Below are 24,089 nucleotides of genomic sequence, written 5' to 3' on the forward strand. Positions count from 1 at the left end.
TCAACGCGGCGCGTCGGGCAGGCGAGGGCGGGTGCGCGTCGGCACCGGGATCGGCTTCAGCGACGGCTCGGCCGGCGGGACGAGGAAGGTGCCGAGGCGCAGAATGAAACGGGCGATCAGGTCCATGGTTTCCCTCAGCTTTGTGCGATGAAGACCGTGCCCAGGACGATGAGGCCGATGCCGGCGATGCGGGCCGGGCTCAGATCCTCCTGGAAGACGAAATAGGCGTAGACCGCGACCACGACGTAGGCGAGGCTCAGGAACGGGTAGGCGTAGCTGATCTGCACCTTCGACAGCACGATCAGATGCGAGGCCATGCTGACCACGAAGGTGCACAGGCCGGCGAAGACGAAGGGGTTGAAGACGACGCGGAAGACCGTCGCGATCAGTCCATCGCCGCCGATATCGAGATGGCCGACCCCGGTCATGCCGCGTTTCAGCATCAGTTGCGCCGCGGCATTGGTCAGCACCGTGAACAGGATCAAAGGCAGGTAGGCATTCATCGAAACGGGATTTTCCGCGTGGCTGATGCCGCCCTGAATGGCGCGGAAAATACTTCGAATGCCTTACGCTACGGGACCTTATCGGCCCGTAACCTTAAAAGTGTACTGCATCGACCACGGAAAGACGCCGGCTTCCCTTCGGCCATGCCTTCGCAGCCTCGGCCGCCGGCATGCTGAGATGCGGGGCGCAGGCGCGAAATCATGGCGGGAATGTGCGCCGGATTGATCCTGAGGCTGCGCTGCTCTAAGGTTAATCATTCCTTAACCTGGATTTCCAACCCGCCATGGCCGACCTGCTCCGGCTCGCGTCCCGTACTCGCTCCGAGCTCCTGCAGGCCAGCCCCTGGGCGTGGCCGTACGAGCCCGTGCTCAACGCGGCCGAGGTGCTGCCGCAGCACGATTCGGAGGAGCTTCGTGCGATCCATGCGGCACGGCGCGAGGCGACCTTGCGTCGCCTTGGATCGGGAGTGGCGGCCTGGAATTCCTGGGCGGCGACCATGACGAGCCTGCGTCGCAAGGTGGGCGCCGATCCGGCCCTGACCTCGCTCTGGCAATTGCTCGCCGGTGTCGAGCTGGTCGACGAGAGCTTCGACGGGGAATTCGATGTCGCCGGCTTCCACTTTCCGGGTGCCGCGCGCTTCGCCGGGTCGGCCTTCGGCAGCGATGTGTGGTTCACCGATGCCAGGTTCTCCGGGCCGGCCGATTTCCGCGACGCGACGTTCGCGGGCGATGCCTTCTTCGAACGCACGCGTTTCGCGGCCGGGGCCGATTTCGGGGCGGCGCATTTCCAGCGCGGCGCGGAGTTTCGCGAAATTTCCTGTGCCGGCACGCTCGGCTTCGTCGAGGCCGAGTTCTCCGGCAGCGTCTGGTTTCGCAGTTCGTTCTTCGAGGGGCCGGTGCGCTTCCGCGGCGCCAGGTTCGGATGGGAGGCGGGACTGGGCGATTGCCGCTACCGCGGACCGGCGGATTTCGTCGAGGTCGATTTCGCCGATAATGCCGGCTTCGAGAATGCGATCTTCGAGCAGAGCGCGACCTTCGCGCAGGCGCGCTTCTGCCAGGCGGCCTGGTTCAGCGGGGCCCAGTTCCGTGGCGAGGCGGTGTTCGACCGCACCCGTTTTCTCGGCCGCCGGCATTTCGACGGCATCGCGGTCTCGGTGCCGCAGACCCCGGTGGCGACGCAGGCCGCCGTCCTCGAACGGTTGCGCGCCGCCTTCTCGGGCTGAGCCGCGCGAGGACGCGCCTTATCCCGGTCAGATCGGGAGCGCGTCGTCCTTGGCGATGGTCTGCTGCAGGGCCGGCCTCGCCAGCATCCGCTCCATATAGGCTTCGAAGGCCGGCAGGCGCGGCAGGGCGCCGATGATGTTCATGCCGAAATGGATGCCGCTGCCGAGCTGGGTATCGGCGGCGGTAAAGCGCTCGCCGGCGGCATAGGGATGGGCGGAAAGCCGTTTCTCGAGATTGGCGACGGTATCGGCATGCGAGCCGAAGGAGAAGCCGCGCGGTTCATAGGCGAAGTCGTGGACCTTGGTGGCGATGATCGGGTCGAGCACTGCGTCGGCATAGACCAGCGCGGTCAGGAAGGCGGCCCGGTCGGTATCGCCGATGGCGGGGGCGAGCCCGGCCTCCGGAAACCGCTCGGTGAGATAGAGGCAGATCGCGGCGCGCTCGGTGACGACGGTGCCGTCCTGGACGATCGCCGGTACCTTCTTGTGCGGCTGGATGGCTCGGTAGCTCTCGGGCGGACCATCCTTCGCGCGGATGTCGACGAGCTCCATGGTGTAGGGCTGGCCGAGTTCCTCCAGCAGCCAGAGCACGGAGAAGGAGCGCGATTGCGGAGCGTGATAGAAGGTCAGCATGGCGATGTCCCTTTCGGCGTTTCCTCAAGCGATGGGCGGGCTGATAGGGGCGCCCAGGGTCGGTCGTTGTCAGGATCGATGCGCTGGTGCTGCCGCAGGCTCATGGATTCCGACCGGGCCCTGCTGTCGCTGCTCCGCCGCCGCCGGGGAGCCAGGGTTGACCCGGCTTTCCCAATTCCGGTTAAATCCCGGCGGGGGGCGTTGCAGGGATGATCATGCTGCGCGCCATTGTCTTGACTGCCGCCGCTCTGGCTTTCGCTACGCCTGCGTCGGCCTATTCCAACCCGATCAGCCGCGGGCTCGCGGACTTCCTCAACATCTTCAGCGAACAGCCGGTGCCGCGCCAGCTCGTTGCCTGGAATGGCAAGCAGGCGCCCGGTACGGTCGTGGTCTCGACCAGCCAGAGGCGGCTCTATTACGTGCTCGGCCAGGGGCGGGCGATCCGCTACGGCGTCGGTGTCGGCCGGCAGGGTTTCAGCTGGTCGGGCACGAAGATCGTCTCGCGCAAGCGCGAATGGCCGGACTGGCGTCCGCCCGCGGCGATGCTGAAGCGCCGACCCGACCTGCCGCGCTACATGGCGGGCGGAATGGAGAACCCGCTCGGTGCGCGGGCGATCTATCTGGGATCGAGCCTCTATCGAATCCATGGTTCGAACGAGCCCGACACGATCGGAGCGGCGGTTTCCTCGGGCTGCATCCGGATGACCAATCGCGACGTGATGGACCTCTATGATCGCGTCAGGCCCGGGACCAAGGTCATCGTGCAGCGCTAGCCGTCGCTGTGGCCGCGCCTGATCCGGCGGACCATGCTCCAGACCAGCAGCAGGGCGATGGGAACGAAGAGTGCGGTCGCGATGCCGACATCGACAGGCAGGTAGCCGGCATCCTTGGCGCCCTTGGCGAGATAGCCGAACAGGCTGACGACATAATAGCCGATGGCGGCGACCGAGAGCCCCTCGACCGTCTGCTGCAGGCGCAGCTGCAGCCGGGTGCGCTCGTTCATTGCCGCCAGCAGGTCGCGGTTCTGCTGCTCGAGCGCGACGTCGACGCGGGTGCGCAGCAGGTTGGCGGCACGGGCGAGTTTGCGCGAGAGATCGGCCTGGCGCTCCTGCAGCATCTGACAGGTGCGCATCGCCGGCGCCATCCGCCGGGAGAGGAAGGCGGCGATGGTCGGCCAGCCCCGGTACGGCGCTTCACCGATCGCGGTGAGGCGCTGACCGACGATGTTGTCATAGGCGCGGCTGGCGCCGAACCGGTAGTTCGACGAAGCGGCTTCCGATTCCATCGGCGCGGCGAGCGCCGTCATCTCGTCGAGCAGGGCATTGTCGGCGGCGAGCCCGTCGGTCTGCGTCATCGTGCCGGCGATACGGACCAGCGCCTCCTCGGTCGCCCGCACGGAAGGGGCGAGGCGTTGCGCCTCCGGCAGGCCGAGCAAAGCGAGGACCCGATAGGTCTCGATCTCGAGCAGGCGCTGCGCCAGCGCCCCGGCCCGCGAGGGCGTCAGCGACCGGTCGAGGAGGAGGATGCGCACGAAGCCGTCGGGATCGGGCTGGAAATCCGCCGCTGCGATCGCGCCCTCGCTGTCGACCAGCGAGGCTGCGAGGCTCGCCGGATCGAAGATCTCCTCGAGCGGCGGCGCTGCTCGCTCGGGTAGCAGATGCAGGTCGACCGCGACCAGATGCGGTCCCGGCTGCGGTAGCTCCAGCATGAAATGCGGCAACTCCCTGCCGGCGGGAGTGAACGGCGCATTGCCATTGCCCGGCAGCTCCCAGCTATAGGTGGTGAACTCGCTGTGCTGCTCCCAGCGCAGTCCGATCTCGCCGAGCCGGGCGCGATGATGTTTGGCGCCCTCGGCGGGGCCTGCGACGCCTCGCCCGGCGCAGAAGCCGGCGAGCGCCTCGCGGTCGGCACTGGCCTGCGCCTGGTCGGTCATGAAGGCGAAATGCAGCAGGCGCTGTGGCGTCTCCAGCGGGGCGAAGGGCCGGGCATGGATCTCGGCGAGGATCGCGCCGCGCGCGGGATGCGGGCTGAGCGTCGGGGCCGGCCTTGCCTCGCTGCGATCCATGCTGTCCTGCCCTGCCATGACCGGCTCTGCGGCTCGGTTCCGCGCCCATCACCGAACTTGCAGCAAAGCCCCGGAGACGGAAAGATCGGCATGGCGTCGCATCGTCTGGGAGGGGTTCGTCATGGCTTCGAAGATCGGCCCCGATGACGCGCACAGCTGCCCGACGCCGGAGGAACACCTGACGATCGCGAGTTCGGGCGTCACGCGGCCGCGCGCCAGAGCATTCTTCGAGCGACGCGGACACCGGCTCGCGTGAGAACAAGCGATGAAACAAGGAAACGGAGCATCCGCGCTGCAAAGGGGCGCGGATGCTCTGGAGCCGACAGGTTCAGCGCTGCTGACGCGATCCGGCGGCGGCCGGCCTAGATTGTGCTGATCGCCGGAAAGCTTCGCTGCCAGCCATGCCCCTGCCAAACCGCATCCGTCCCGATGGCACGCTGTTCGCCGACCCGGCGCGCGGCACGCTGTTCGGCAATCGCGGCGGCAGGTTCCACGATCCGGAGACCAGGGCCCTGCCGCGACGGCTCTATGCGACGCAGCAATGGATCTGCTGTGTCCTGTCCTTCAAGGGTCGGCAGCGCGATGTCTGGGGGCGCTACTATACCGAGCTGTTCTTCTGCGACGAGGTCACGGCCCTGGCGGCTGGCCATCGCCCCTGCATGGAATGCCGGCGCGGCGATGCGCTGGCCTACCGTGCCGCGCTGGTCGCCGGGCTCGGCCTCGGGCGCGTGCCGAGCTTCCCGGAGATCGACGAAAGGCTCGACGGGGAGCGCCGCCGCGGGCGCGAGAAGCGCCTGCACCGGCTCGACGCCACGGGACTGCCTGACGGTGCGATGATCATCGGCGACGATACGACATTCCTGGCCCTGCGTGGCGATGCGGCGCTGCTCTGGTCGCCGGCCGGCTATGTCGCGCGGCGGTCGCGGCCGACCGGGCCGGTGCCTGTCTGCACGCCGCCCGCGAGCCTGGCCGCGCTGGCCCATGGCTTTCAGCCGCGCTGGCATGCGAGCGTGACGGCGCTGGTCTGAACCGGACGGGGAACCTTCTCGGCGCCTGCGACGTTGTCCCGCCATCAACAATCGTGGCAATCAAGGGGGCAATGTCATGCGCTCGATCGCATTGTGGCTGCTTGGAATTCCGATCCCGATCATCATCCTGATCTGGCTCTTCGTCCGCTGATCTTGGTCCGCTGACAGGAACTGACAGAATAAATTGCTATGGCCGGGCGCGTCCCGGCCATATTCTTTTGCTGTGGGGAATCGCGCAGGCTGGGCGGAGCTGCGCGGCGCCGCCTTGATCAGATCGCCTCGTCCCTCCAGCAGCGTTCCGCCATGCAGCCGATCATCCAGATTTCCGGTCTCTCGAAGACCTATGCCTCGGGCTTCCAGGCGCTGAAAAGCGTCACGCTCGACATCAGGCGCGGCGAGATCTTCGCCCTGCTCGGGCCCAACGGCGCCGGCAAGACGACGCTGATCAGCATCGTCTGCGGCATCGTCAATCCGAGCACCGGGACGGTGCTCGCCGACGGTCACGACATCATCGCCGATTACCGCGCCGCGCGCAGCCGCATCGGCCTCGTGCCGCAGGAGCTGACCACCGACGCCTTCGAGACCGTATGGGCGACGGTCTCCTTCAGCCGCGGCCTGTTCGGCAAGCCGAAGAACCCTGAGATCGTCGAGCAGGTGCTGCGCGATCTCTCACTCTGGGACAAGCGCGACAACAAGATCATGACGCTGTCGGGCGGGATGAAGCGGCGCGTGCTGATCGCCAAGGCGCTGGCGCACGAGCCTCAGATCCTGTTCCTCGACGAGCCGACGGCGGGCGTCGACGTCGAACTGCGCCAGGACATGTGGAAGCTGGTGCGGCGCCTGCGCGACAGCGGCGTCACCATCATCCTGACGACGCACTATATCGAGGAGGCCGAGGAGATGGCCGATCGGGTCGGCGTGATCAGCAAGGGCGAGATCATCCTGGTCGAGGACAAGGCCGAGCTGATGCGCAAGCTCGGCCAGAAGCAGCTGACCCTGCATCTGCAATCGCCGCTTGCGGCGGTGCCGGAGGCGCTGGCGGGCTATGGGCTGACCCTGCGCGCCGAAGGGGAGGAGCTGGTCTACAGCTACGACACCAAGGCCGAGCGCACCGGCATCACGGCGTTGCTCAGCGATCTCGCCGCGGCCGGCATCCGTTTCAACGACCTGCAGACCAGCCAGTCCTCGCTCGAGGACATCTTCGTCGGCCTGCTGAGGGCGAACGCATGAGCGCTGCGACCATGAACCTGCACGCGATCAAGGCGATCTACCTGTTCGAGATGGCGCGGACCTGGCGTACGCCGCTGCAGAGCATCCTCTCGCCGGTAATCTCGACCTCGCTCTATTTCGTCGTCTTCGGCGCGGCGATCGGCTCGCGCATGCAGGCGATCGACGGGGTGCCCTATGGCGCCTTCATCGTGCCCGGCCTGATCATGCTCTCTCTGCTGACGCAGAGCATCGCCAACGCTTCCTTCGCGATCTATTTCCCGAAATTCACCGGGACGATCTTCGAGCTGCTTTCGGCACCGGTCGCCTGGTGGGAGGCTGTCTTCGCCTATGTCGCGGCCGCGGCGACGAAATCGGTGATGCTCGGGCTGATCATCCTCGTCACTGCCTTCCTGTTCGTGCCACTCAAGATCGAGCACCCGCTCTGGATGCTGCTCTTCCTGGTGCTGACGGCGACGACCTTCAGCCTGTTCGGCTTCATCATCGGCGTCTGGGCCGATGGTTTCGAGAAGCTGCAGGTGGTGCCGCTCCTGATCGTGACGCCGCTCGCCTTTCTCGGGGGCTCGTTCTACTCGATCGACATGCTGCCGCCCTTCTGGCGGGCGGTGACGCTGTTCAATCCGGTCGTCTACCTGATCAGCGGCTTCCGCTGGAGCTTCTTCGGCTTCGCCGATGTCGGGATCGTGGTGAGCCTCGGCATGACGCTGGTCTTCCTCGTTGCCTGCATCGCGGCGGTCGCCTGGATATTCAAGACCGGCTACCGGCTGAAGAACTAGGCTCCATGCGAAGCTTGCCACATCGGTTCTCGCGCTGATGGCAGGCAAGGCGCGGCGCTGACCTAGCCATGGTTCTGCACCGGTCCTTCGAGCGGATCCCGGCTGACGACCAGCCGAAGCAGGTCGGGGCGGGAATAGTGCCCGCCGGCATCGACGGCGGACTTCGCGGCGAGAACGGCTTCCATCGAGCCTTCCGCAAGCAGGATGGTTTCGCCTTCGGCCGGGCCCGCGATGATCTCGCCGCGCGGGTCGATGATGCAGCTCTGGCCGGTATGCTCGTAGGTGGCGAGCTCACGGTAGCGCTCGGGCACATCCTCGGTCGTCCGGATGCCGGCGGCGCAGATGACATAGCAGGCTGCCTTCGAGGCGAAGGCACGTGAGAGCAGATGCTGGCGGGGCCAGATGATGTCGGGATAGCGCGGCGCCTGGGCGGGCTCCCGGCCCGGCCAGGCCGCGACATGAATCTGGGTGCCCTGGGCTGCGAGGGCATGGCCCGGCAGGAAGACATTGTGCTCCCAGCAGTTCAGCCCGCTGATCCGGCCATAGGAGCGCTGGTACGCCCTCAGCCCTTCGGCATCGCCATCGCCCCAGACGGCGCGCTCGACATGCGTGCCCTTCAGCTTGCGGTGCCGCCCGAGGATAAGTCCCTCCCGCCCGATGAAGAGCAGCGTGCAATAGACGGTCCCGAGCGTCGCCGTATCGCGTTCGACCATGCCGATGACCACGTCGATGCCGCCCTCCCTGGCGGCGGCACAAAGCCGATCCGTCGTCGGCCCGGGGATTTCGACGGCGTTGGCCTGATACTCAGCCATCGCCTGCCAGCTCAGCGGGCGGAATTCCGCGTCGGCGAAGAACGGATAGCCGTGGAGCCAAGCCTCGCCGAAGGCCGCGATCGTGGCTCCTGCCGCTGCGGCCTCGGCGATCAGCCGGCAGGCCTTTTCCGTAGCGGCGTCGCGGTCGAACAGGATCTGGCGCGCCTGGATCGCCGCGAGCGTGAAACACCCTTCGACCGGCATGTTCGTCTCCCGTTTCGCTGCCTGCACGCCTCCAACGCGATGTTAGTTGCCTGCTGACATAACGAAATCAAAACTGCATTATTCCCGGCATAAGCGACCGTTATCGAGGCGGACATGCCGCGAAACCTCGACATCGCCTTGCTTCGTGCTTTCGATGCGGTCGTCGCAGCCGGCGGCATCACCGCTGCCGCGCGGCTTCTCAACCTGACGCAGGCCGCGGTCAGCCTTCAGCTGAAGCGGCTCGAGGAGAGTTTCGGCTGTCGCCTCGTCGAGCGCGATCGTGCCGGTATCCGCCTGACCCCGCAGGGAGAACGCCTGATCGGTCAGGCGCGCCGGTTGCTGCGCCAGAACGACGAGGTCTGGGCTGCGATCGGCAGGCCTGCCTTTGCCGGCGAGGTTAGGCTCGGTATGCCGTCCGATCTCGTCCGGCCGCTGGGAACGCCGATCCTGCAGCGTTTCGACCGGGCCTGGCCGCAGGTTCGGGTTGTCATCGTTTGCGACAGCAGCGGCCGTCTGCTCGCGCAACTCGACCGCGGGGAGATCGATCTTGCGGTCGTTGTCCAAAGCTGCGAGGCGACGGGTGGCGAGACGTTGCGGGCCGAGCGTCTCGCCTGGGTCGGCGCGCGCAATGGAACGGCGCATCGGCGCGAACCATTGCCGCTTTCGACCGGTGATGACACCTGCCCGCATCGCCCGGTCGCGTTGAAGGCGTTGGCGGCGGCGGGGCGGGACTGGCGCTTTGTCTGCGAGGTTGCGAGTTTCGAAGCGATCTGCGCTCCGGTCGAGGCCGATATTGCCGTCTCGCCGATGCTGCCTTCGACTGTTCCGGAAGCGCTGGTCGTGCTGAAGGGTTCGGCCGGCCTTCCGCCATTGACCGAGTTCCTGATCAAGCTCTACCTCCCGCGTGCGGGCGCAAGCGACGCTGCGTTGGAACTGGCCCGCAACATCCGCGAGCTGCACAGCGTATAGCCCCGGCGGTCGTTCCGGTGCTCCCGCGCGGTCTCCGATGCTTCGCGCAGCGCAACTCTTGGTGCTGCCGGCGCGCAATAGGGCCGTCTGCCGGCGGCGGCAGGACCGGGGCAGCCCGCTCAGGCCGCCTTGATCTGCTTGAAGAAGGTGTCGAGCTCGCCGCGTAGCGTCGCCGCCTCGCGGGCGAGATGCTCGGCGGTGCGCAGGACCTCGGCGGCCGAGCGCATCGCCTCGTCGGAGGCCGCCGTGACGCCGGCGAGACGCTGCGCCACGGTTGCCGCGCCATGCGCCGTCGCCTGGGCGTTGCGGGCGATCTCGGAGGTGGTCGCGCGCTGCTCCTCGGTCGCGTCAGCGATGGCGGCGGTCTGGTGCGAGACGTCGCTCATCGTGCGCGTGATGATGCCGATGGCGCTGACTGCGCCCTCCGCCTCGCCGTGGAAGGCCTCGATCTGGCTGGCGATACCGTTGGTCGCCTCGGCGGTGCGGTTCGCCAATGTCTTGACCTCGGCGGCGACGACCGCGAAGCCGCGCCCGGCCTCGCCGGCGCGGGCGGCCTCGATGGTGGCGTTGAGGGCGAGCAGATTGGTCTGCTCGGCGATGTCGCGGATCAGGTCGATGACGGTGACGATCTGTTCGGAGGCACGGGCGAGATTGCCGACATGGCGGCTGGCGCCGAGCGCCTCGTGGCTGGCGCCGCCGACCATCGCATTGGCGCGGGCCAGGCGAGCGGAAATCTCGGTGATCGAATCGGTCAGGTTGTCGGCGGCGTTCGCGACCTGCTGGACATTGCCCGACGCCTCCTGCGAGGCCGTCTCGGCGCGGCCGATCTCGGAGGTGGCGGCGACTGCAAGCCCGTTCAGCATGCGCGCGGCGGTCTCCAGCGTCTGGACGCCGCCGCCGACCGTCTGCAGCGCGTCGGCGAGCCTTGCATCGAAGGCGGTCACGATCTCGTCGATCCGCCGCTGCCGGGCAAGGCGTGCCGCCTCGTCGCCGGCGGCGGCGCTCTCGAGCGCGGCGCGCGCTCTGGCATTGTCGCGGAAGACCGCGACGGAGCGTGCCATGTCACCGATCTCGTCGCCACGCTCGACCAGCGGAATCTCCTCGACCGGCTCGGCGGCTGCGAGGCGGCGCATCGTCGCCGAGAGCCGCAGCAGGGGACCGGCGATCCGGCGCTGGACGAGCAGCAAGGCCAAGGCGAGGCCGCCGGCCAGGGCGAGGGCGCCGGTTCCGATGAGCAGATCGGCGCTGCTCTGCTGCATATGGACAAGCTCGGTATCGAGCGAGGCACTGCGGGCATCGTTGGTGCCGGCGATCCGCTTCAGGGCTTCGTTCAGAGCCTTGCGGTTGCTGCGGTTGCCTTCTTCATCGCCCATCGTCCGGGCGGCGGCGATCGAGCGCTCGCGCGCCAGGCGGACCATTTCGCGACGGAAGGCGACGAACTCCTCGACGCGTCGGGCGACGTTGGCGAAGCTGTCCTGGTCGCCCGGGCCGATCAGCGGCCGCCAGTCCTGCATCAGCACTTCGATCTCGCGCAGACCCTGCAGCAGCAGCGGGATGAAGCGCTCGGCACCGGCGAGGTCCTCGCTCATATAGATGCCGCGCGATTCCATCACGACGCCGTTGACCAGCCCGTTGATACGCTCGGCGATGGCGGCGCGGTGCGAAGCGGACTGCATCTCCTTCGTCGTCGTCGCATAGCGTTCGAGTGTCTTGACGCCGAACGCGATCGCCAGCGCTGCTGCTATGGCGAGCAGCAGCACGGCTGCGAGGATCTGACGCGATATGGTGCGCAGCATTGGCAGGGCGATCTTGAGCGCGCGAGCCGCGACTTTCCCCCTGGCGCGCGGCGTGAAACCGCCGTCAGGCTAGGCGCGGGTCGGTTAATTTTGCGTTGGGCCCGTCAAAAAACGCCGGCTCAGGCCGGGGCAGGGCGATTGACTCAGGAGCCGGCATCCTGTCTCAACCACGCCATGACCGATCTTCAGACACTCGACGGCGCCGTGGCCGCCGCCGCGCCGCATGCGCGCCGCCGGACCTTCGCGATCATCTCGCATCCGGACGCCGGCAAGACCACGCTGACCGAGAAACTGCTGTATTTCGGCGGCGCGATCCAGCTCGCCGGCGAGGTCAGGGCCAAGGCCGGCCGGCGCCAGACCTCCTCCGACTGGATGAAGATCGAGCGCCAGCGCGGCATCTCGGTTGTCACTTCGGTGATGACCTTCGAATATGGCGGGCATGTCTTCAACCTGCTGGACACGCCGGGCCACGAGGACTTCTCGGAGGATACCTACCGGACGCTGACGGCGGTCGACAGCGCGGTGATGGTGATCGACGCCGCCAAGGGCATCGAGGCACGCACCAAGAAGCTCTTCGAGGTCTGCCGTCTCAGAGACATCCCGATCGTCACCTTCATCAACAAGGTCGATCGCGAGACGCGCGACCCGTTCGACCTGATCAACGAGATCGAGACGACGCTGGCGCTCGACGTCGCGCCGATGACCTGGCCGGTCGGGCGCGGGCGCGAATTCGTCGGCACGCTGGATTTCGCCTCGAACACCTTCCGCCGCAACCAGAAGGGCGACGAGACCGATGCCGGCACGGCCGTCGCCGGCGAGGACGATCCGCTCTTCGACGAATTGCTGCCGAACGGTGCGGTCGACAGCTGGCGCGAAGAGGTCTTCCTGGCGCGCGAGGGGCTGAAGCCGTTCGATCTCACGGCCTTCCGCGAGGGGCATCTGACGCCGCTCTATTTCGGCGCGGCGCTGCGCGATTACGGCGTGCGTGACCTGATCGACGCGCTCGGCCGCCATGCGCCGAGCCCGCGCGCCCAGATCGCCGACAAGCGTGCGGTCGAGGCGGACGAGCCGAAGATGACCGGCTTCGTCTTCAAGATCCAGGCGAACATGGATCCGAACCATCGCGACCGGATCGCCTTCATGCGCGTCTGCTCGGGCAAGCTCTCGCGCGGCATGAAGGCGAAGCTGGTGCGCACCGGCAAGCCGATGCCGCTGAACGCGCCGCAGTTCTTCTTCGCCCGCGACCGCTCGATCGCCGAGGAGGCCTATGCCGGCGACATTGTCGGCCTGCCGAACCACGGCACGCTGCGCATTGGCGACACGCTGACCGAGGGGGAGGAGATCATCTTCAAGGGCGTGCCGTCCTTCGCTCCGGAAATCCTGCGCCGCGTCAAGCTGAAGGACGCGATGAAGGCCAAGAAGCTGCGCGAGGCGCTGCAGCAGATGGCCGAGGAGGGCGTCGTCCAGCTCTTCCTGCCGCATGACGGGGCGCCCGCCATTGTCGGTGTCGTCGGCGCGCTGCAGCTCGACGTGCTGAAGGAGCGGATGGAGGTGGAGTATTCGCTGCCCGTCGACTTCGAGCCCTGTCAGTTCGCGATCGCGCGCTGGGTCTCGAGCGATGACAAGCTCGCGCTGCAGAAGTTCATCGCTCTGAAGCCGTCCTCGATGGCCGATGATCTCGACGGCGACCCGGTGTTCATGGCCTCGTCGCAGTTCACGCTGAAATACGATGCCGAGCGCTCACCGGATATCAGCTTCTCGGATGTGAAGGACTACCAGAAGGTCGCCGGCGGCTGAGGCTGGCGGCCGAGGATCGTATCGTCGCCGCAGGCATGAATCACGACATCACCTGATGCCGTGAATGATGCCCGTGGCGGAGATGATACGCATGACCGTAATTCTCGACGATGAACTCGTCGAAAAGGCGCAGGCGCGGCCTGTGGCATCGGGCCGAAAAGTGGAATCCACTTATCGGAAAATTCCGATGCGATGACAGTGAGATAGATCACGCGTGACCGCGTCCGAACGGAGGCGCGGCGATCCAGCGCTTCTGCAAGCCGCGCAGATTATTCGAGGCCCCGTCCTGAAATCCGGGGATATCCGGCGCGATCACGCTGAAGTCGGTCGATCGCGCATGGGGAGGATGAAAATGCAGGGCTGCTGATGGCCGGTCGGTTAAAAGGCGCTGCCCTTGCAGAAATTGGATTTGATGTATTGGTGTGCGGCCAAGATACGTTTCGTATGATCGTTCATGTCCATTGGCGAATTTGAATTAAATTCGTGATATATTGTTTCATGTGTTTCGCATATATTTGCTTCGCTGTTATTTAGTATTTTTGCTACGCCGCCTACGTGTCCAAAGCATTGCATTTTATCCGATCCGCTTATATCTATAGTATACTTTGTTCTAATTATATTAGAGTTTTCAATTTTATAATTTAATTTATCAGAAACGGTTATTTTCATGATCTTGTTAAGATCAATTTTAACAATGTCTGTCATGTTCATGTTCGTATCTTTTTTATTTGTATGAATATGATTGATATAGAGAATACAATTCTCCAATTTATAATGAGATCTACTGTATTTATCTTTAGTCTCCCCGTCGTCTAAGGTGATAAATGTATTTTCTTTTATATCTTCAAGTTTTTTTACAGTTTCAAAGTTGCTGTAATTTTCGCCCTCGAACAAAAATTTAACAGCTTCAATCAACGTCTGCGATTGAGCGGGGTAGTCGATACTCCAATTAGCCAGAGTGCTGGAGTCATGACATTGAGAAGCTTTTTCATGCTTGCCTGCCCCAAGGATACCGTCGACGAAAAATCGATGATTGATACTGACTACACGATGAATGACGGAATGAACATATTGTCCAATAAACATGGACTTTGGACAGAGACTAAGCGTCTGGGCAGCCAGCGCTCCTCTGGTCAATAGATCCGGGCGCGTGACCAGAGGGCTGCACTCTGCCGCCGAGAAGCTCGGCCCGGCGGCTGGGTAGGCGCTCGTAGCGGGGCTCAGCCGCGCCAGCGCGCGAGCGCGTCGGCGATGGTCTGGCTGCCGGAGACGCCCTTCTCGAAGGTGATGATGCCGCGGCGGCCGGAGGCGAAGCGAATCGGCAGGTCGATCCAGGACCTCGTCTGGAGCAGGTCGAGATTGCGGTCGGCCTCGACCTGGACATTCGACAAGGCCGCGACGAAGAGATTCTCGCCCAGTGCCGAAGAAATCGCCGAGAGCGGCGCGCCACGCTCGCCCTCATCGGTCTTGAACTGCGGCACGCCGACTTCCCGGACCGTGTCGCTCGCCGCTTCGCCGGTGGTGGTGAAGCGCATGCCGATGATATGCGAGGCCGGGAAGGCCTGGTCGGTGTTGCGGCGGATGGTGAAGTCGAGCGCGAGGCCGGCGTCGGGAATCTCGACGGTGGCGCGCACGATCGTCTCGACCGGCTGGCCCTGGCCGACGGTGTCGCTATCGAGCCGCCAGAAGACGCGGCCGGGGACGGTGCGCGGCTGCTGCGGCGCGTCCGGCACCTCGATATAGAGCACGGCGCGCTGGGCGACGGCGACGTCGCTGGCGGCGCCGGGAACGGCCGGTCCGCGCTGCGTGCCGCCCTGCGGCGAGGCGGGCGCCTCGGCTCCGGCCCGTTCGCTGATCTTGCCGGACTGCTCGGCCGGCGGCTGGGCCGACGCTTCGGCGCGGGGCCTGACGGTCGGCTCCGGTGGCGGATTGATCTTGTTGACGTAATAGGCGGCGCCGGCGATCACCGCGACGGCGAGTGCGACACCGGCACCGACGACGGCGGTGCGGACATGGCCGGGGTTGACGCCGCGCGCACGGGGCGGGGCGACGCGCGGCCGGGTCGGGACCGCCTCTTCGCGTATCGCCGGACGCTCGTCGAAGATCTGTTCGGCCGCCGGAGCGGGAGCAGGGGAGGGGCGTGGCTCTGGCGGGTCTCGCTCCGGCACCGGGAGCGGTGCGGGAGCGGGGTCGCGCCGCTCGTCCGCGGGCAGCGGCGGAAAGCTCGGTTCGATCGCCTCGGCGAGCGCGATCTCGGCCTCGATGCGCGAGACCGCCTCGTCGAGCGAAAGCCGCTCACGGGTGATGTCGGCCTCCGAAAGCGGAGGATCGAGGCTGCGCAGCTGTGAGAGCAGAGCGGCGCGGGCCCGGTCATAGACCGCCCGACGCGCCTCGGGCGACTTGTCGGTCAGCCCGGCAATCGCCCGCGCCAGAATGGGGTGGAAATCGGCCATTGGCCTCAAATGTCCGTGTTGTTCCGGTCCGTCAACCCTCGAACGGATTCTGGACCAGGATCGTGTCGTCGCGCTCCGGGCTGGTCGAAAGCACCGAGACGGATGCTCCGATCAGTTCCTCGATGCGGCGCACATATTTGATCGCCTGGGCGGGAAGGTCGGCCCAGGAGCGAGCGCCGGCGGTCGAGCCTTCCCAGCCGGGAATGGTCTCGTAGATCGGCTCGACGCGGGCCTGATCGCGCTGCCCGGCGGGCAGATGCTCGAGGACCTGCCCGTCGAGACGATAGCCGATGCAGACCTTGATCTCGGCGAAGCCGTCGAGAATGTCGAGCTTGGTCAGCGCGATGCCGTCGATGCCCGAGGTCTTGACGGTCTGGCGGACGAGGCAGGCGTCGAACCAGCCGCAGCGGCGCTTGCGGCCGGTGACGACGCCGAATTCCTTGCCCTTCTGGCCGATCAGCTCGCCGATCTCGTCGTGGAGCTCGGTCGGGAACGGTCCTTCGCCGACGCGGGTCGTATAGGCCTTGGCGATGCCCAGCACATAGCCGACGGCGGAGGGGCCGAGGCCCGAGCCGGTCGCGGCCTGGCCGGCGACGATGTTGGAGGAGGTGACGAAGGGATAGGTGCCGTGGTCGACATCGAGCAGGGCACCCTGGGCGCCCTCGAACAGGATGCGCTTGCCGGCGCGGCGCTCGGTGTCGAGCAGGGCCCAGACCGTGTCGGCGAAGGGCAGGATCTCGTCGGCGATGCCGAGCAGTTGCGCGAGCAATTCCTTGCCGTCGATCTCGGCGATGCCGAGGCCGCGGCGCAGCGCGTTGTGATGGGCCAGCAGCCGCTCGATCTTGGCTTCGAGGATCGTGCGGTCCTTGAGGTCGACGACACGGATGGCGCGGCGGCCGACCTTGTCTTCATAGGCGGGGCCGATGCCACGCTTGGTCGTGCCGATCTTCAGCGTGGTGTTCGAGGTCTCGCGGAAATGGTCGAGTTCACGATGCAGCGGCAGGATCAGCGTCGCATTGTCGGCGATCCGCAGATTCGCAGGGCTGATCTCGACGCCCTGGGCGCGCAGCCGGGCGATCTCCTCGACGAGATGCCAGGGATCGACGACGACGCCGTTGCCGATGACCGAGAGCTTGCCGGGGCGCACGATGCCCGAGGGCAGCAAGGAGAGCTTGTAGACCACGCCGTCGATGACGAGCGTGTGGCCGGCATTATGGCCACCCTGGAACCTGACGACCACATCGGCCTGGCTCGACAGCCAGTCGACGATCTTGCCCTTGCCTTCGTCGCCCCACTGGGCGCCGACCACGACCACGTTCGCCATGGCGGTGACCTTTCTCTCGCTGCCGAAGCCCGACGGCGGAAGTGGCATCACTTCCGCGACCGGGCCATGCTCCAGAACGGGCCGGCGCGAAACTCGCTTCGGACAGCCGATTCGGGCCGAAGCGAAAGCACACCGACGCAAGGCGCCCGCACAAACGAAAACCCCGGCGCAAGGCCGGGGTTTCGGGGAGGTCCTTGCAACCCCTCTTCCTCCAAGAGCATGGCGAGGTCAAGGCTGAGACCGGGAAAACCGGGGAAGAATTGGCCGCGCACCGGTCGATTCCGCCCGTCGCCAGGCGCTGACCGGTCGATAAGGGCGGCGTTTGGTCGCCCCTTCGCGGCAATATCCCGTGCTGTGGTTCCGCCCGGTGCGGGCGCTCGTGCCGGCGGGTGAGGGGCAGCCCTGCGGCTATCGCTGTTGCCCGGGCGGGCGAGGAGGATTAACCCGGGCTCATCCGTCATGCAGGGGCCCGCTACGATGCAACCGATCGCCATTTCGACGCTGACCATTTGCGGCATCGAAGAGCTGCCGGCGCAGAGCCAGCGCAAGGTCAGCCATGTGCTCTCGCTGCTCGATCCGGACCTGCCGGAGCTCGAATCCTTCCTGGCCTATGAGGCGCATGAACGCACGACCCTGCGCTTCCACGACATCATCACGCCGCAGGAAGGCCGCGTGCACCCGACGCAGGCGCATGTCGACGAGATCCTCGGTTTCGGCGCGAAGCTGCGCGAATCGGCGGAGCAGCGCCACGAGGGACATCTGCTGGTCCACTGCCATATGGGCATTTCGCGCTCGACCGCGGCGATGCTCTCGCTGATCGCGCAGGTCCACGCCGACGAGAGCGAGGATGCGCTGTTCGCGCGCCTCCGCGCGATCCGGCCGCAGGCCTGGCCGAATTCGGTGATGATCGGCTTCGCGGATCAGGCGCTGAAGCGTCGCGGCCGGCTCACGGACGCGCTGCGCCGGCATTATGCGCTCCAGCTCGAGGCGCAGCCGCGCTACCGCCAGTGGATGGCCGATCTCGGCCGCAGCGCCGAGGTCGAGATGGCGGGCTGAGCGGCCGGCTATTTCCACATCACCAGCGCTGCCCCGCCCGTGCGGATATCGGCCAACGGCATCATCTGCCGGCCGATCCGCCATGGGTTCATGCACCAGACGCGATAGCCGCGGAAATTGGGATTGTCTTCGCTGAAGCCGATGAAGACGCCATAGGCGACGATGGTGTGGGCGACCTCGCCATCCGTGTCGGGGAGGTTATAGGCGATCAGCATCGGGCCCCGCGCCTTCGCCTGGCGCCAGATCTTGTCGATCGTCAGATCGTCGATATCGGCGCCCTTGCTGCCGCCATAGGCCTTGAATTGCAGCCCCCAGCGCTTGACGACCTGGGTCCAGCCACGCGTCGTCATCCCTTCATTGTCCTCGTCGAGCGCTCCGGCGACCTTCCTGTAGTCCTCCAGCGCCTGCCAGAGGCTGATCGTCTTCACCCGGGGGATGGCCTGGGTCCAGGAGGAGAGGGCGGCTGCCCAGCAATGATAGCGGCTCGTGTTCTGCAGGATGACGATCGGACGCGGGATAGCTTCGTACTCGAATGAAGACTGGGTGATCACCGCAGAGGTGACGTCGTCGACGATGCCCGTGACCGTCAGGTTCATCATCGCCTGGAATTCCCTGACGCGCTTTTCGGTTGCGGCGTCGAACTGACCATTGGTCTTCAGCGCGGCGCGGTTGGCGTTCGCCGGCATGCGCAGATTGAGCTGTTCCTGGATCGTGAAGACAAGGGGCCCGGTCGAGCCCTTCTTCTGGATCATCGCCGCCTCCTGCATCGCTCAGGGGAGACCGGCCGGCGCCCGCACGGCCGCTTCGGCGAGCAGCTTGGCAGCGGCATTTGCGGAGTCAATTCAAGGTTGCGCCATGACCGGGCTGGGCCTCCCGATCGCGAGACAAGCCTGTGTCCCGCTTCGTCGCGGGGTAGTCGGATCGCGTTGGGCGAACGGTGTCGAAAGGGGCGTCAGTCTTCCGAAGCATGGCTGTTTTGCCGCGTTTGCAGAGTGATCTGGCGGCGAACGGCCCTATGACTTCAAGGGACGGCGGATGGCGATGGCACGGGCCATGCTTCAAAAACAGCCGCAAGCAGGGGAACGTGACCATGACGAAGCTCGACGACTGGCTCGGCCAGAACCATGCCGTGTTCACGACGATCCGCCGCGACATCCATGCCCATCCCGAGCTCGGCCTGGAAGAGCATCGCACGGCCAAGCTCGTCGCCGACAAGCTGCGCGAATGGGGCGTCGAGGTCACCGAGAATATCGGCCAGACCGGTGTCGTCGGCGTCATCCGCGGCAAGGGGCCTGGCCAGCGCGCCATCGGCCTGCGGGCCGACATGGACTGCCTCGCCCTCGAGGAGCTGACCGGGCTGCCGCATGCCTCGAAATTTCCCGGCCGGATGCATGCCTGCGGCCATGACGGGCATACTACCATGCTGCTCGCGGCCGGGCGCTATCTCGCCGAGAACCGGGATTTCGGCGGCACGGTCAACCTGATCTTCCAGCCGGCCGAGGAGGGCCGTGGCGGCGCCAATGCCATGCTCGCGGACGGGCTGTTCGAGCGCTTCCCCTGCGACGCCATCTACGGTCTGCACAACACGCCGGGCGTGCCGGCCTCGCATTTCGGCACGGCCGTCGGCCCGTTCCTGGCGGCGGCCGATTCCTGGAAGGTGAGCTTCCGCGGCGTCGGCGGTCATGGCGGCTCGCAGCCGCACCGCTCGACCGACATCACTTATGCGCAGGCGCATTTCGTGCTCGGCCTGCAGGGCATCATCGGCCGCAATGTCGCGCCGCTCGACACCGCCGTGATCAGCGTCGGCTTCATCCATGGCGGCGACGAGAACGCCTCGAACGTCATCCCCTCGGAACTGGTCATCGGCGGCACGGCGCGGACCTATTCGCAGGATGTGCGGGCTCTGGTGGAGCGGCGCATCGCCGAGCTCGCGGCTGCGACGGCGCAGGCCTGGGGCTGCGAGGCGGACGCCCATTACCATCGCGGCACCAGCCCGCTGGTCAACGCGGCCGAGCAGGTCAAGGTCGCTGTCGCAGCGGCCTCGTCCGCCGTCGATCCCGCGCATGTCAACGGCCAGATGCTGCGCGGCACGGGCGGCGAGGACTTCGCCGAGATGATGCTGGTCTGCCCCGGCGCCTTCATGCGCATCGGCAACGGCGTCGAGGCGGACGGCTCCTTCAAGGGCCTGCACACCCCGCTCTACGACTTCAACGACGCGATCATCCCGGCCGGCGTGCGCTACTGGGTCGGCCTCGTCGAACAGGAACTCGGCCAGGGCTGGCAGGTCGCCGCTGCGGAATAGGGCGGGACCTGTCCCCTCTCCCCCTGCGGGAGAGGGCTAGGGTGAGGGGTCTCGCGACGCGGATCGTTGGCTCGGCTGGCGGCCTGCCAATTTCGCCGAGCTGCGCGACCCCTCATCCGCCCCTTCGGGGCACCTTCTCCCGCAAGGGGAGAAGGGAGCGAGCTACCGCCGCGTCTGGTCGAAGACGACCTCGCGGTCGCCGGGATACTTGATCCGGTAGGCGAGGCGGATCTCCTTCTGCGCGCCGGGAGCGAGCTCGAAGCTCCAGGCCGAGACGCCGCGCTTGTCGCCGACCTGCTTCTCGGTCGGCGGCGTGCTCTGCGACAACAGCTCGACGGTGATCGCGCTGTTCTCCGAGAAGGGCACGCGCTCGATCACGGTGAGCTTCACCGGCTGGGCGTGCAGGCTCTTCACCACCGTCTTGAACTCACGCTGGTCGGTGCGGGTCGAACCGAGCCAGCCGGAATCGTTTTCGCGCCGGCGCACCGGCGCGCGCGTCACCTTGATGCGGTCATCGGCGCCGAAGCCGAGCTCGACCTTGTCGCCGGGCGCGACCTGCCGGAGGCGCCCCTTGCCGATATAGGCGCCGTCACGGTGCAGATAGACCTCGCCGGCGAGCAGCGGCGCCTCGTCCTCATGGCTGAAGCTCGCCTCGAGATAGGCCTTCTCCTCCAGTTCCGGCGTGGCGCGGGCGGCGAGCTCGGGCTTGAGCTTGCCTTGCGTCAGCACCACCGCCTTGCTGGAGCCGTCCGGCGGGATGGAGACCCGGCCCGGGACCATGAAGCTCGCCTGATAGGCGCCGGCGCTGATGCCGGCGGTCTGCACCTCGGCCTGCTGCTTCTGGAGGGCGTCGGCGGCGGGCTCCGGCGAGGCGGGGACGGGGGCTATCGCCAGAGCGGGCGGCCGGCCCGCGCGTTCGGCTTCCTGCCGCAGGGCACGCGCCCGCTCCTCATAGACCACCGGCGGCTCGTAGAAAGCGATGCGCAAGGGGCTCAACTCCGGCGCCCGCGTTCCTTGCGCCGAGCGTGTCGTCGAGAGTTCGACAGCGACCTCGCTCCAGTCCTCGCCGGTGCGCTGGCGCAGTTCGGCGCGGCGGGTGAAGACGATCTCGGCGCCGCCATTGGCGTTGCCGGTGGTCAGCCTCGCCTCGTAGACCGGCAGCCAGCTCGCGCCCGAGACGCGGTAGCTGACCGCGATCTCGGCCGCGACCGGCGCCTTCGCCTCGACGGCGATGGCGACCTCGCGCCTGGGCTGGCCGGCGCGGGCGCCATGCGGGCGGGCCTTCTCCAGCGCCGCGATCTCGGCGTCGAGATCGGAAATGCGGTTGCGCAGGGTCAGCAATTCGCCCTGCACCTTGACCAGAGCGGTGCCGATCGCATCGAAGATCGCCGGCCAGTCGGTGACCGGCAGCGCCTTGCCGTCGGGGCCGAGCTTGTCGGGGCCGGTCCTGCCGAAATTCTCGATCGTCGCGCGTTTGGCCTCGACGGCGCTGACCTCGCCCGAGAGCTTCGCCTTCTCGCCTTGCAGGGCCCTGATCTTGCCTTCCAGGGCGGCGTCGACGGCAGGGCGGGCCTCGCCGGGAATCTGGCGGACATCGACCGCGCCGATCGTGAAGGGGCCGTCGCCTTCCGCCTCGACCCGGATCGAGGCGGGATCGACGGTCGCCGGCAGGCCACGCAGCACGATCTGCGAGACGCCCTGCAGGAGGGTGGCCTTGCCGAGGCGGGTTACCACGGCGCCGTCCGGATAGACGGTGACGCGGTCGATCTGCGAGGCGAGCTCGATCTCGGCGGCGCCGGCCAGGCCCGGGGCGAGAAACAAGGCTGCGGCCAATCCGGTCTTCATCATCATGCTGTCCCCCGACAAATCACGCGGCCGCGATTTGCCCGAGGGATTTCGGCGCGGCGAGGGCGGAATTGGGCCGGAAGGTGGAAAGGCGCCGCGAGGGCATGACCACCGCCCGGCGACGATGGCAGCCCCTTGCCGTCGCCAGGATGGTTTTCGCTGCGTCAGGGGAGCGAGGGATGCATGAGTTCGAAACGCGAGGAGGCGCGGAAAACCCCCCGCCCTTGCGGGGACGGGCAGGGGCGGGGGGCGCGTGATCTTTCCGTCGTGCTCGCCCTTGCGGCGAGCATCCATGTCCTGGAGTACGACACTCGACCAGCGAAGACGTGGATGGTCGGGACGAGCCCGACCACGACGTGAAAGGCCTGTGCGACGCCTCATCCGGCCCTGCGGGCCACCTTCGCCCGCAAGGGGGAAGGAAATCAGCTGCGCAGCCCCGGCGCCTCCTGGCCGGTGCTGGCGACATATTCGGTGTAGCCGCCGCCATAGAGATGGACGCCGTCCGGGGTCAGCTCGAGCACCCGGTTCGAGAGCGCCGCCAGGAAATGCCGGTCGTGGCTGACGAAGAGCATGGTGCCCTCGTACTGCGCGAGCGCCGTGATCAGCATCTCCTTGGTGGCGATGTCGAGATGGTTGGTCGGCTCGTCCAGCACGAGGAAGTTCGGCGGGTCGTAGAGCATTTTCGCCATGACGAGCCTTGCCTTCTCGCCGCCGGAGAGGAAACGACAGCGCTTCTCGACATCGTCGCCCGAGAAGCCGAAGCAGCCGGCGAGCGCCCGCAGCGAGCCCTGGCCGGCCTGCGGGAAGGAGCCTTCCAGCGACTCGAAGACGGTGGCGTCGCCGTCGAGCAGCTCCATGGCGTGCTGGGCAAAATAGCCCATCTTGACGCTCGCGCCGATGGCGACGGATCCGTCATCGGGCTTCGATGAGCCGGCGACGAGCTTCAGCAGCGTCGATTTGCCGGCGCCGTTGACGCCCATCACGCACCAGCGCTCCTTGCGACGGACCTGGAAGTCGAGCCCCTCATAGATGCTGCGGCTGCCATAGCGGACATGGACGTTCTTCAGCGTGGCGACGTCCTCGCCGGAGCGCGGCGCCGGCTGGAACTCGAACTGCACGGTCTGGCGGCGGCGCGGCGGCTCGACCCGGTCGATCTTGTCGAGCTTCTTGACGCGGCTCTGCACCTGCGCGGCATGCGAGGCGCGGGCCTTGAAACGCTCGATGAAGGCGATCTCCTTGGCGAGCATCGCCTGCTGGCGCTCGAACTGCGCCTGCTGCTGCTTCTCGGCCAGAGCCCGCTGCTGCTGGTAGAATTCGTAATCGCCGGAATAGCTGGTGAGGGTGCCACCGTCGATCTCGACGATCTTGCCGACGATGCGGTTCATGAACTCGCGGTCGTGCGAGGTCATCAAGAGGGCGCCGTCATAGCCTTTGAGGAAGCTCTCCAGCCAGATCAGGCTTTCGAGGTCGAGATGGTTGCTCGGCTCGTCGAGCAGCATGGCGTCCGGGCGCATCAGCAGGATGCGGGCGAGCGCGACGCGCATCTTCCAGCCGCCGGAGAGCGCGCCGACATCGCCCTCCATCATCTCCTGGCTGAAGCCGAGGCCGGCGAGCACCTCGCGGGCGCGGCCGTCGAGCGCGTAGCCGTCAAGCTCCTCGAAACGGCCCTGCACCTCGCCATAGCGGGCGATGAGATCCTCCATCTCGTCGGCCCGGTCGGGATCGCCGAGCGCCGCCTCGAGCTCCTTCAGCTCGGCCGCGACAGAGCTGACCGGGCCGGCGCCGTCCATCACCTCGGAGACGGCGCTACGGCCGGCCATATCGCCGACATCCTGGCTGAAATAGCCGATGGTGGTGCCGCGATCGACCGAGACCTGGCCCTCATCCGGGAGTTCCTCACCGGTGATCATCCGGAACAGGGTGGTCTTGCCGGCACCGTTTGGGCCGACCAGGCCGATCTTCTCGCCCCTCTGCAAGGCGGCCGAGGCCTCGATGAAGATGATCTGGCGGCCGTTCTGCTTGCCGATGCTTTCGAGGCGAATCATGGGGTCCGGGAGGTTTTCGAGATCTGGAATT

The 24,089-nt window shown here is 66.6% G+C and carries 21 protein-coding genes and 1 pseudogene; 10 read left to right on the top strand and 12 right to left on the bottom strand.

Going from position 1 to position 24,089, the window contains the following annotated elements:
* Complete coding sequence (locus tag AC3RCC_RS06260; protein ID WP_492257935.1) at nucleotides 1–126, bottom strand: hypothetical protein; 126 nt, start codon at nucleotides 124–126, stop codon at nucleotides 1–3.
* Nucleotides 127–137: 11 nt separating this feature from the next.
* Nucleotides 138–503 (bottom strand): annotated as a pseudogene (locus tag AC3RCC_RS06265) (DMT family transporter); the annotation flags it as partial.
* A 284-nt stretch (nucleotides 504–787) separates the two neighbouring features.
* On the opposite strand from AC3RCC_RS06265, the gene AC3RCC_RS06270 reads away from it, so the two are divergent.
* Nucleotides 788–1,726 carry a pentapeptide repeat-containing protein gene (locus tag AC3RCC_RS06270; protein WP_492257936.1) on the top strand — a complete coding sequence of 313 codons (939 nt, stop codon included), beginning with the start codon at nucleotides 788–790 and terminating at the stop codon, nucleotides 1,724–1,726.
* Between the two features lie 27 nt (nucleotides 1,727–1,753).
* On the opposite strand, the gene AC3RCC_RS06275 is transcribed toward AC3RCC_RS06270, so the two are convergent.
* Nucleotides 1,754–2,359: a glutathione S-transferase family protein gene (locus AC3RCC_RS06275; RefSeq protein WP_492257937.1), complete on the bottom strand. Its 606-nt coding sequence runs from the start codon at nucleotides 2,357–2,359 to the stop codon at nucleotides 1,754–1,756.
* A 215-nt stretch (nucleotides 2,360–2,574) separates the two neighbouring features.
* On the opposite strand from AC3RCC_RS06275, the gene AC3RCC_RS06280 reads away from it, so the two are divergent.
* Nucleotides 2,575–3,132, top strand: coding sequence for a L,D-transpeptidase (locus tag AC3RCC_RS06280; RefSeq protein WP_291645693.1), 558 nt, complete (start codon nucleotides 2,575–2,577; stop codon nucleotides 3,130–3,132).
* Here AC3RCC_RS06280 and AC3RCC_RS06285 read toward each other — a convergent pair.
* Nucleotides 3,129–4,442, bottom strand: a complete 1,314-nt coding sequence (locus tag AC3RCC_RS06285; RefSeq protein ID WP_291645692.1) for a DUF3422 family protein — start codon at nucleotides 4,440–4,442, stop codon at nucleotides 3,129–3,131. The two genes, AC3RCC_RS06280 and AC3RCC_RS06285, sit on opposite strands and share 4 nt — an antisense overlap.
* Nucleotides 4,443–4,545: 103 nt before the next feature.
* Between AC3RCC_RS06285 and AC3RCC_RS06290 the strand changes: the two genes are divergently transcribed.
* The 4 genes from AC3RCC_RS06290 (at nucleotide 4,546) to AC3RCC_RS06305 (ending at nucleotide 7,455) form a co-directional block, all read left to right on the top strand.
* Complete coding sequence (locus tag AC3RCC_RS06290; protein ID WP_492257938.1) at nucleotides 4,546–4,680, top strand: hypothetical protein; 135 nt, start codon at nucleotides 4,546–4,548, stop codon at nucleotides 4,678–4,680.
* Nucleotides 4,681–4,825: 145 nt separating this feature from the next.
* On the top strand, nucleotides 4,826–5,452 hold the full coding sequence (locus tag AC3RCC_RS06295) for a hypothetical protein (RefSeq protein WP_492257939.1): 627 nt from the start codon (nucleotides 4,826–4,828) through the stop codon (nucleotides 5,450–5,452).
* 303 nt (nucleotides 5,453–5,755) lie between these two features.
* On the top strand, nucleotides 5,756–6,682 hold the full coding sequence (locus AC3RCC_RS06300) for an ABC transporter ATP-binding protein (protein WP_492257940.1): 927 nt from the start codon (nucleotides 5,756–5,758) through the stop codon (nucleotides 6,680–6,682).
* A gap of 11 nt (nucleotides 6,683–6,693) precedes the next feature.
* Nucleotides 6,694–7,455 (top strand): ABC transporter permease, encoded by a 762-nt coding sequence (locus AC3RCC_RS06305; RefSeq protein ID WP_492258756.1) that lies wholly within the window; start codon nucleotides 6,694–6,696, stop codon nucleotides 7,453–7,455.
* 62 nt (nucleotides 7,456–7,517) lie between these two features.
* Here AC3RCC_RS06305 and AC3RCC_RS06310 read toward each other — a convergent pair whose 3' ends face one another.
* Entirely contained in the window at nucleotides 7,518–8,471 is a 954-nt protein-coding gene (locus AC3RCC_RS06310) for a carbon-nitrogen hydrolase family protein (protein ID WP_492257941.1), read from the bottom strand.
* A gap of 114 nt (nucleotides 8,472–8,585) precedes the next feature.
* Here AC3RCC_RS06310 and AC3RCC_RS06315 point away from each other — a divergent pair, with 114 nt between their 5' ends.
* A complete protein-coding gene (locus AC3RCC_RS06315; RefSeq protein WP_492257942.1) occupies nucleotides 8,586–9,440 on the top strand; it encodes a LysR family transcriptional regulator in 855 nt (284 codons plus the stop codon).
* A 119-nt stretch (nucleotides 9,441–9,559) separates the two neighbouring features.
* Here the strand turns inward: AC3RCC_RS06315 and AC3RCC_RS06320 are convergent, their stop codons facing one another.
* Nucleotides 9,560–11,236 (bottom strand): methyl-accepting chemotaxis protein, encoded by a 1,677-nt coding sequence (locus tag AC3RCC_RS06320; protein WP_492257943.1) that lies wholly within the window; start codon nucleotides 11,234–11,236, stop codon nucleotides 9,560–9,562.
* Between the two features lie 174 nt (nucleotides 11,237–11,410).
* Here AC3RCC_RS06320 and AC3RCC_RS06325 point away from each other — a divergent pair, with 174 nt between their 5' ends.
* Nucleotides 11,411–13,033 carry a peptide chain release factor 3 gene (locus tag AC3RCC_RS06325; protein ID WP_291642256.1) on the top strand — a complete coding sequence of 541 codons (1,623 nt, stop codon included), beginning with the start codon at nucleotides 11,411–11,413 and terminating at the stop codon, nucleotides 13,031–13,033.
* Between the two features lie 378 nt (nucleotides 13,034–13,411).
* Here AC3RCC_RS06325 and AC3RCC_RS06330 read toward each other — a convergent pair whose 3' ends face one another.
* The 3 genes from AC3RCC_RS06330 to AC3RCC_RS06340 all read right to left on the bottom strand — a co-directional run bounded on the left by AC3RCC_RS06330 (nucleotide 13,412) and on the right by AC3RCC_RS06340 (nucleotide 16,810).
* Nucleotides 13,412–14,119 carry a hypothetical protein gene (locus AC3RCC_RS06330; protein ID WP_492257944.1) on the bottom strand — a complete coding sequence of 236 codons (708 nt, stop codon included), beginning with the start codon at nucleotides 14,117–14,119 and terminating at the stop codon, nucleotides 13,412–13,414.
* A 134-nt stretch (nucleotides 14,120–14,253) separates the two neighbouring features.
* Nucleotides 14,254–15,486 (bottom strand): serine/threonine-protein kinase, encoded by a 1,233-nt coding sequence (locus tag AC3RCC_RS06335; protein WP_492257945.1) that lies wholly within the window; start codon nucleotides 15,484–15,486, stop codon nucleotides 14,254–14,256.
* A gap of 31 nt (nucleotides 15,487–15,517) precedes the next feature.
* Nucleotides 15,518–16,810 (bottom strand): adenylosuccinate synthase, encoded by a 1,293-nt coding sequence (locus AC3RCC_RS06340; protein ID WP_291642268.1) that lies wholly within the window; start codon nucleotides 16,808–16,810, stop codon nucleotides 15,518–15,520.
* Between the two features lie 477 nt (nucleotides 16,811–17,287).
* Here AC3RCC_RS06340 and AC3RCC_RS06345 point away from each other — a divergent pair, with 477 nt between their 5' ends.
* On the top strand, nucleotides 17,288–17,866 hold the full coding sequence (locus AC3RCC_RS06345; RefSeq protein WP_291642251.1) for a tyrosine phosphatase family protein: 579 nt from the start codon (nucleotides 17,288–17,290) through the stop codon (nucleotides 17,864–17,866).
* An 8-nt stretch (nucleotides 17,867–17,874) separates the two neighbouring features.
* Here the strand turns inward: AC3RCC_RS06345 and AC3RCC_RS06350 are convergent, their stop codons facing one another.
* On the bottom strand, nucleotides 17,875–18,618 hold the full coding sequence (locus AC3RCC_RS06350) for a peptidoglycan-binding domain-containing protein (protein ID WP_291642249.1): 744 nt from the start codon (nucleotides 18,616–18,618) through the stop codon (nucleotides 17,875–17,877).
* A 338-nt stretch (nucleotides 18,619–18,956) separates the two neighbouring features.
* Between AC3RCC_RS06350 and AC3RCC_RS06355 the strand changes: the two genes are divergently transcribed.
* Entirely contained in the window at nucleotides 18,957–20,168 is a 1,212-nt protein-coding gene (locus AC3RCC_RS06355; protein WP_492257946.1) for an amidohydrolase, read from the top strand.
* 162 nt (nucleotides 20,169–20,330) lie between these two features.
* On the opposite strand, the gene AC3RCC_RS06360 is transcribed toward AC3RCC_RS06355, so the two are convergent.
* Complete coding sequence (locus AC3RCC_RS06360; protein WP_492257947.1) at nucleotides 20,331–22,019, bottom strand: mucoidy inhibitor MuiA family protein; 1,689 nt, start codon at nucleotides 22,017–22,019, stop codon at nucleotides 20,331–20,333.
* 416 nt (nucleotides 22,020–22,435) lie between these two features.
* On the bottom strand, nucleotides 22,436–24,058 hold the full coding sequence (locus AC3RCC_RS06365) for an ABC-F family ATP-binding cassette domain-containing protein (protein ID WP_291642303.1): 1,623 nt from the start codon (nucleotides 24,056–24,058) through the stop codon (nucleotides 22,436–22,438).
* Nucleotides 24,059–24,089: the final 31 nt, after the last annotated feature.

It is taken from the genome of Allobosea sp. GW823-FHT01F03 (assembly GCF_058798075.1).